Source organism: Xenorhabdus bovienii (assembly GCF_024721015.1).
Classification (GTDB): domain Bacteria; phylum Pseudomonadota; class Gammaproteobacteria; order Enterobacterales; family Enterobacteriaceae; genus Xenorhabdus; species Xenorhabdus bovienii.
The window spans coordinates 105633-112764 of sequence record NZ_JANAIF010000005.1; the positions used below are offsets into that span (position 1 = coordinate 105633).

The window sequence follows — 7132 nt, forward strand, 5'->3', positions numbered from 1 at the left end:
TTGATGTTATTTAAAAGCAATTGACCAACTTTTAAAAAATCAACTGGAAAAATTCTGTTATAAATATCGATTCGCTCAAAGTTTGGCCTTTCATATCTTGTGAAAAATGCGTAATATACGCGCCCTTAGTCACAGTTGGCCACTCTTTCTTCGCCTATGCGTATCGGACAATACCAGTTGAAAAACTGTCTTATTGCAGCTCCTATGGCTGGCATAACAGATCGCCCGTTTCGATCGCTATGCTATGACATGGGTGCAGGAATGACAGTATCAGAAATGCTGTCTTCCAACCCACAGGTTTGGAAGACAGATAAATCTCGGCTGCGTATGGTTCATCGCGACGAATCTGGAGTGCGTTCTGTACAAATTGCCGGCAGTGATCCTGATGAGATGGCGGCGGCAGCGAGAATCAACGTTGCCAATGGCGCTCAGATCATTGATATCAATATGGGGTGCCCAGCCAAAAAGGTGAATCGTAAGCTGGCAGGCTCTGCATTACTGCGTTACCCGGAATTGGTTCAAGTAATCCTTTCTGCGGTAGTCAACGCGGTTGATGTACCTGTCACACTGAAAATTCGCACTGGATGGTCACCGGAAGAGCGTAACTGTGTAGAAATTGCCCAATTGGCTGAGCGTTGCGGTATTCAGGCTCTTACAATACATGGCAGGACGCGATCCTGCCTGTTTAATGGTGAGGCCGAGTACGATAACATTCGGACAGTTAAGCAGACTGTTGCCATTCCAATTATTGCTAATGGCGACATTACTGACCCGCTTAAAGCCAGAGCAGTGCTTGAATACACCGGGGCTGATGCCCTGATGATAGGCCGCGCTGCTCAGGGAAGACCCTGGATCTTTCGGGAAATCCAGCATTATCTGGAAACAGGAGAATTGCTGCCACCGATGCCTCTTGGCGAAGTGCAGCATTTAATGAGCGAGCATGTACGAGAACTGCATGACTTTTACGGTCAAGGCAAAGGAGTTCGTATTGCACGTAAGCATGTGTCTTGGTACCTCAAGGAACATGCTCCTGATGACCAGTTTCGGCGCACATTCAACGCCATTGAGGATGCCAGCGAACAGCTGGAGGCGTTGGAGGCATACTTCGAAAATTTTTGCGTAAATAAAGAAAAGAGCTGACAGAACTATGTTCGAACAACGCGTAAATTCTGATGTACTAACCGTTGCTACTGTAAATTCACAAGATCAGGTAACTCAAAAACCTCTGCGTGACTCAGTTAAACAAGCACTGAAGAACTATTTTGCTCAACTGAACGGTCAAGATGTTAATGACCTGTATGAGCTGGTACTGGCTGAAGTAGAACAGCCACTGTTGGACATGGTGATGCAATACACCCGTGGCAACCAGACCCGTGCAGCCCTGATGATGGGAATCAACCGTGGTACTCTGCGTAAGAAACTGAAAAAATACGGCATGAACTGATCCTAGTCTTAGCTCATGTTGATATAAAAGCACTTTCTCTTTTAGGGGAAGTGCTTTTTTTGTTATGAGTACCCCACCGAATACCCCACATAAAAATCCTCAGCATAGAAAGTCATTAGAAAACATAGATACAAACGAGAAGTGAAAGAGAGGGAAGCATTAGTGGGGTGACTAAATTACCCCACGAGATATGTCTTTTAAAATCAGACCTACACTAAATATCCCTAATTTACCAAATTCGCCACACCTTTCGGTTGTGGTACTAAGCCTGTAACATATTGTTTTTACTATTTATGGTGATGATGCCAAACGACGAGCAGCCTCAACGATAGAGGCTCTGCGTCTGGCCTGTTCTTGCAGATCATCAGAACCAGTTAGCATACGTGCCACTTGGGGGACAGCCGACCACCAGCCGGCCAATGCCAGCACCAGAAATACCAAATGCCCGGGTTCTAGGGTTCGTGTAACCGTTCCTTGACGTTGCCCATCGACTACGGCCTGGATTTTGTAGCCATAATATTCACGTCGCTGCTTCTCATCCGGAACCTCACCGTCGAAAATCAGTCCCTCCCAACGCATAAGACGGCTAAGTTCGGGGTGCTCGCAGTGGTAATCGTAAGCTCTACCAGCGTATTCCCCAATGTCTTCGACTGCGAAAGATATGATAGGTACTGCCTGCTCTACCTTAGCTAGTTCTGTGCGCAGCACAGCCGAGAACAGTGCTCGCTTGTCGCCGAAGTAATTGTAAATGCGTTCTTTATTCACTCCGGCTGACTTAGCAATCTTTTCGACTGTCGTACCATCCGGACCGAGTCGGGCGAACTCTGCCACTGCAGCTTCCAAAATCTTGCGCTTTGTTCCTTCGGTATCCCAAGCCATCGTGCACACTTTCTCATCTATCAGTTGTTGTCGTCGCTAAAATCATACTATAATCAAATCCAACGTTATAGTTGGAAATTGGATTATGAAACACATCATACTAATTAATTTGTGGTTACGGTCCAGGTATCTCTCACGCAGTTGCTCGTCGTTTTGGTAAAGCTGGACATCCCGTTGCCCTTGCTATCAGTGTAGCCGCCCAATACAAAACCACCAGAATCCTGACTCACACTTTCGCATCGCACGACATTCATGTGAGCGAAGTAATTGTCAATGGTTTTGTCAACAGTACACCGGGGGAAGCCGGAAAGAATAGTACGATCGCACCGGCAGATATCGCCGAACAGTTCTGGAAACTGTATACAACACGTCAAACTCATTCCATCATTTTTGGTTCAACGATACCAGTATCGGAGACAGTAGCTCATGCATAACCAAACACAGCACATAGGGAAACTTAATGATACAGGAAGCAAGTCAACATCACTCGATCAGACCCACACCGCAAATCGTAGTGTTGTTGTTTTGCTAGCTGCTATCGCCCTGTTCGTTCTGACACAGCTCTATCTGGCAATTCCTCTGCTCACGCACGTTGCCCAGGATTTCGGTTCAACGAATCCAGAGAGTGTCACGTTTGCTCTCGCGACAAGTTTTAGTCTGGCTTATGCCTGTGGTTTCCTTATCTGGGGACCGATATCGGATCAATATGGTCGCCGACCAGTAATGCTGGTGGGATTGATTATCTTGTCGATCGCCACATTCGCATGCTCCTTCGCCCCATCACTATCATGGCTGGCAGGGCTGCGAATACTGCAAGGTCTGGCAGCATCCAGTTTTGCACCGATAGCACTAGCCTATCTTACCGAAGCATTACCGGTGCGCCATCGCGCTACTGCTATTGGGACTATGTCCACATCGTTCCTTGTGGCAGGTATCTTTGGGCAGGTGTTAGCCGCCTGGATAGTGCTACGATGGAATTGGGTCTGGATATTCATAGCGACGGGGGGATGCCTGACAGTTGCGATTCCACTATTCGCAGCAATGGTCAAAGAGCCACAGCGTGCTGTTGTCGATGGACATCTAGGGCATCGCTTTGTGGCATTGGGCAGAATTATCGTACGGCCAGCCGTATTACTTCTGTCATGTGCTCATATCACGCTATTGCTGTCATTTGTCGCCATGTACACAGCATTGGGTGCTCATTTGTGGATGCTAAGCATTGCTCCAGACAAGGTCATTTTGCTGCGCTTAATCGGGCTACCCGGTATGTTTGCAGCACTGCTGGTTGGGCCGCTTTCTGCCCGATTTAGCATGCCGATTATCTCGATTATTGGTTACGTGACTGCGGCATCAGGTCTGGCGCTAGAAGCAATGTTGTCACAATCCCTGATCGGCATCGCCGCCAGTAGCTTGATTTTCGTCACTGGTATAGCTCTTGCCGTACCGGCAATGATCACTCAGTTTGGCTCTATAGCAGCATCCAATCGTGGCGCTGGCATGGCTCTAAATGGGTTCATTCTGTTCATCGGTGCAAGCATCGGCCCGCTTATTGCGACAGGGATAGCCAACTTTGTCACGTTGTTAGTTGGAGCTGCGCTGACGCTTCTTCTGGCCGCCTTCTGCGTTGCAGGCAGTGCGTCACTTACATCATCCTTGAAGAAGCCATAGAACTCGCTCTCTTCAGCTTTGGCCGCTCAACGCAAATCACTGCATTTTACTTAGTACTACAGCCGTACTCTCCATGATGAGGTCAACAAAAATTAATCACGGCCTGAGAGGTTTGCCAAAATAATCGTTCTGATTCGTTTGGGGGTTAATCCATTGTTATACCCATAAGGAATGAGGCAATTTTTATCTTTATGATGGCTGAGCGCGTGAATTTTACGAAAGCAATATTTTGCAAAGAAACATCACTGAAGAATTGCAATTAGCTGGTGTTTTATAGCGATAATCGTCACAGGTTTCATCCGTGTTTCTGATATTGAGTTTGGCGACGATTATCAGCTCATAAATGAGGCCTTTTTGCTATCTAAAATAGTCGGTTACTGCTTAAGATCCTTATATGATAATCGGTTAATACTGCTTGTAGCCTTCCGTCAGCTAGGTAGGGCTTAGCAAGGTGTTCAGGGATATAGGCCAATCTCACTCCATCAAGAGCAGCATTCAATTGATGGAGAGTACTATTAAAAACTAATTGGCCATCAAGTTTAATACTAAAAGTACGACCTTCGTGCTTAAACTCCCATGCATAATAATCTCCCCACTGACACATCAACAGCAATGAAAAATCACGACGGGCACTGCTTTTACGAATAAAGGCTATTGAGTGCCTACGGCTGTACCGTTTCAAGAAGTTCTTGAGCAAGACCATCCAGGAAAAATACGCACCCTTGGTGTTTAGATGGCAAACTTCAAGCCTATGTTGTTTTTCTAGCCATTAGTACGTTTTGAAATGAAGACGGGCAAATAAATGTGGGTAATTATCACATCTATGTTTTAATTTTTATCATAAAATTCAGATGATTACATATTTTAATTCATTGTTTCAGGATATATTGAAATAGATTCAATACTCTTATTTTGCGCAATTCTATAAACAACAATTTTGTACAATATTTAACATCTAGGCAGGAATATCGTTAACGTAAATTTAACTTAAGCGAATTATGAGATGATATTTAACACTGATCACTTTTGGATTAGGCACCCCCCAGAAATTGCTTCAATCGCGACTCTTGGGCCTGAAGGAACAAGCAGTCAATCCGCAGCGAAATATCTGACCCACTTAATTGGAGCCCCCTTAGACATACTTCTTTTTGATACTTTTGAACTCGCCTCTGAGCATGTGGAAAAGAATGAGTCATGCATTTTTCTAGTCGCCAATGCATATCAACGAGTAGATAACTTTTACATGAACAAAAATACCCTTTTACTTGGGTCGTTTTTCTATTCACCTCCCGATTATTATCTTGGTCGTAAAACTTCCCTCGCTTTAGAGAAAAAGATAGCTGAGCAACAAACTATAAAAATAGCTACACATCACGCGCCTCTATCTCGTTTAAAGAGCCTAATTGAATCGGCTGAAGACAAGATTTTTGGAATATCTGATGCTCATTTAGAAATAGAGATTACGAACTCTACAAGCAATGGAGCGAAACTAGTTGTAAACGGCGACGTTGATTGTTGCTTAGCAAATGCTGATGCAATTAAACATTATGGGCTTACAGCAATATCTCACCCTCTACATATTGAAATGACATGGGTGGTATTTTCTAACAGCCAAATTCATAAAAGGAAAGTTGCATAATGAATGACAAAAAGTGTGTATTGGTAATCGATAAAGATCTTCCTCTTGGAGTCATTGCAAACACAGCAGCAGTGCTAGCTCTGAGCCTTGGCAAGGCTCATCCTGAGCTCGTAGGTGACAATATCAAGAACCGTGATGGAGGGGAACATTTGGGGATCACTCGTATCCCAATCCCAATTCTTGCGGCAACTGCAAGCGAGATAAAGGAAATTCGTTCTCAATTACAATCACACTCTACGATAGTTGACTTCTCGAACGTGGCAAAAAGCACTAAGAGTTATGAGGATTACTCAAGTAGGTTAGAGGCTGTCAGTGAGGACAGCATCGAATATTTAGGTATAGCTGTGTACGGCGACAAAAAAGCCATCATTAAGCAAACTGGAAATATGAAGTTAATACGATGAACAATTTAATTGATATGGTTTTAGTGACAGGATCTCCTTATCTACGTGGTTCAGAGTTGAGCCCTGATGAGCAGCCTGTGCGCGTAGTTACCCTTAGTGATTTTTTCATTGATGTTCACCCTGTGACTAACGCTGAGTTTGCAGTGTTCATTGAGCAGGGGGGCTATAGAAGTAAGAAATATTGGTCAGAAGAAGGTTTTCAGTTTATCCAAGATAATGGCATTTCAGAACCTTTATATTGGCATGATTCTAATTGGAACCAACCAAAGCAGCCAGTAACCGGCATTAGCTGGTATGAAGCTGTCGCATACGCAACATTTATAGGTAAGGAATTACCAACTGAAGCGCAGTGGGAGTTTGCGGCGAAGGGGAACGATAATCGACTCTATCCATGGGGAAATAGCGAGCCATCTATTACAATTGCAAACTATGCCCCAGACTGTGAGCCAGCTGAGCTCAACCGAAAATCCACGGATTGGGATGCACATCCACAGAACCGCTCTCCATTTGGTTGTATTGATATGGCAGGTAATCTAGCTGAGTGGTGTCTAGATAATTACTACCAAGATTACAGTTGGGACAAAACTCATATTGATCCCGTTTATCTTAGTATCCCTACTGGTGATCATATAGTTCGAGGTGGTTCAGGGCTGCATGATGAAGATTATATGCGCTGTACATGCAGAGATAACTACCCTCCAACAGTACGAGACAACATCGTAGGTTTACGCTGTGTCAAATCTCTATAATAAATACATAAGAAAGGAAAATATGAGTATTCCATATATTGATAAGAAGCCTTCTTCTTTACGGTACTACCAAGAAGAGCCACCTGAATCATATGATTCTATTGATATGAAAGAATGGGCGCTCAAGATATTTTTACCTCATGAGTCAACGCCAATTCTTGTCGCATTCGAAGACCTTAAGAACATTGCGCCAATAACAGAAAGCCGCCGAGTTGTATGTGTTTGCAATTGGAGTATCAGAAGAAACTGGACAGGAGTTTTACTAGACGATATCGTCATGAGATTTTCAGCCAAAGAACAAGGCAACGGATTTGCACTGCGGCAAGAAAAGACGCGCTATTTTTTGCAT

The 7132-nt window shown here is 44.3% G+C and carries 9 protein-coding genes and 1 pseudogene; 8 read left to right on the forward strand and 2 right to left on the reverse strand.

Going from position 1 to position 7132, the window contains the following annotated elements; all coding sequences use genetic code 11:
- The first annotated feature begins 156 nt into the window (after nucleotides 1-156).
- Nucleotides 157-1140 (forward strand): tRNA dihydrouridine synthase DusB, encoded by a 984-nt coding sequence (gene dusB, locus NXS07_RS02990; RefSeq protein ID WP_038223180.1) that lies wholly within the window; start codon nucleotides 157-159, stop codon nucleotides 1138-1140.
- A 7-nt stretch (nucleotides 1141-1147) separates the two neighbouring features.
- Nucleotides 1148-1444: a DNA-binding transcriptional regulator Fis gene (fis, locus tag NXS07_RS02995; RefSeq protein ID WP_010847912.1), complete on the forward strand. Its 297-nt coding sequence runs from the start codon at nucleotides 1148-1150 to the stop codon at nucleotides 1442-1444.
- Between the two features lie 291 nt (nucleotides 1445-1735).
- Here fis and NXS07_RS03000 read toward each other — a convergent pair whose 3' ends face one another.
- Entirely contained in the window at nucleotides 1736-2152 is a 417-nt protein-coding gene (locus tag NXS07_RS03000; RefSeq protein ID WP_230581106.1) for a TetR/AcrR family transcriptional regulator, read from the reverse strand.
- 9 nt (nucleotides 2153-2161) lie between these two features.
- A pseudogene (locus NXS07_RS03005) lies at nucleotides 2162-2323 on the reverse strand (TetR/AcrR family transcriptional regulator); the annotation flags it as partial.
- A 254-nt stretch (nucleotides 2324-2577) separates the two neighbouring features.
- On the opposite strand from NXS07_RS03005, the gene NXS07_RS03010 reads away from it, so the two are divergent.
- The 6 genes from NXS07_RS03010 to NXS07_RS03035 form a co-directional block, all read left to right on the forward strand.
- Nucleotides 2578-2757: a hypothetical protein gene (locus NXS07_RS03010; RefSeq protein ID WP_258086137.1), complete on the forward strand. Its 180-nt coding sequence runs from the start codon at nucleotides 2578-2580 to the stop codon at nucleotides 2755-2757.
- Complete coding sequence (locus tag NXS07_RS03015) at nucleotides 2750-3991, forward strand: MFS transporter (RefSeq protein ID WP_258086138.1); 1242 nt, start codon at nucleotides 2750-2752, stop codon at nucleotides 3989-3991. Before NXS07_RS03010 ends, NXS07_RS03015 begins: the two co-directional genes overlap by 8 nt.
- Before the next feature lie 1003 nt (nucleotides 3992-4994).
- Nucleotides 4995-5630, forward strand: a complete 636-nt coding sequence (locus NXS07_RS03020; protein WP_080718351.1) for a hypothetical protein — start codon at nucleotides 4995-4997, stop codon at nucleotides 5628-5630.
- Nucleotides 5630-6034, forward strand: a complete 405-nt coding sequence (locus NXS07_RS03025) for a DUF2000 domain-containing protein (RefSeq protein ID WP_038224314.1) — start codon at nucleotides 5630-5632, stop codon at nucleotides 6032-6034. The genes NXS07_RS03020 and NXS07_RS03025 overlap by 1 nt, the downstream gene beginning before the upstream one ends.
- Entirely contained in the window at nucleotides 6031-6783 is a 753-nt protein-coding gene (locus NXS07_RS03030) for a formylglycine-generating enzyme family protein (RefSeq protein ID WP_038224312.1), read from the forward strand. Before NXS07_RS03025 ends, NXS07_RS03030 begins: the two co-directional genes overlap by 4 nt.
- 22 nt (nucleotides 6784-6805) lie before the next feature.
- Nucleotides 6806-7132 (forward strand): hypothetical protein (locus tag NXS07_RS03035; protein WP_258086139.1); only part of this gene is annotated, 327 nt, incomplete at its 3' end.